The organism is Acidovorax sp. GW835-FHT14B10, from assembly GCF_058793725.1.
Map to the genome: position 1 here is coordinate 1 of NZ_JBXAGC010000078.1, position 961 is coordinate 961.

General features: G+C 62.0%; 1 protein-coding gene. It reads right to left on the reverse strand.

Features of this window, described 5'->3' with window-relative positions; genetic code table 11:
- Nucleotides 1-14: 14 nt before the first annotated feature.
- Nucleotides 15-961: ISAs1 family transposase (locus tag AC1Q5S_RS22280; RefSeq protein WP_492239460.1), on the reverse strand; the 947-nt coding region annotated here is incomplete at its 5' end.

Sequence of the window (961 nt, forward strand, 5' to 3'; positions counted from 1 at the left end):
CAGGGCAATCGCATCTAAATAGTGATACCCAAGACGCGCTCCAGATAGCCCAGATTCCACCCCGCACGCTTGCGCTTGGCCTGCACGCCAATCTTCACCGAGGTATCACTCTTGAGCATCTGCAATGCCATGCGCCGCAGCACGGTCTGGTTATGCGGGCCTTGATCCTTGTATGACTGAGCAGCATCCTCACGCATGGCTACGTCCAAGCTCCAGTGCAACTGGTTCTCCACGCTCCAGTGTGCGCGGATGCTATGCGCCAGCACATGCGCCTGGGTGTACGCGGGCAGGCTGCTTATGTAGTAGCTGACTTCTTCGCTGGCGCTTTGGCCCGACTGCTGGCGCTGGCGCACGACCTGCACCACGCTGGACAGCCCGGGCCAGTGGGCTGCAGCCCGCTGCAGGGCCTGTGGCACAGGGCTGACCAGGTAGCTGCGCAGTTCCACACGCCCATGGCCACTGGAGCGTTCGGTGTAGGTGTTGTCCTGCTGTGCGGCAGTGCCTGGCGTTTCAAAGTGCTTTCGCACCACTTCGTGCATGTGCCGCTGGTTGCCCTTGAGCGACAGAACATAGTCCGCGCCATGCTCGTGCAACTGCTGGGCGATGGTCTTTTGGCAGCCGATGGCATCGATGGTGACGATGCAGCCCTTCAGGTGCAACAGACGCAGCAACTCGGGGATGGCCGTGATCTCGTTGCTTTTGCCATCGACCTTGCATTGGCCCAGCAATACTCCCATGTCTGCAGCCCAGGCGCTGACCATGTGCAGCGCCCGAGGCGCATCGCCCTTGCGGCTGCCGCGCACGCTCTTGCCATCAATGGCCACCGTGCCTTGCACCTGACCCGCCACCTGCATAAGCCACTGCTGGCAGGCCAGCTCCAATTGCCGGGCATCGAGCAGGCGAAACACCCGCGCAAAGGTATCGTGCGAGGCAACTCCACAGCGCAATGGCACGAAGCGGG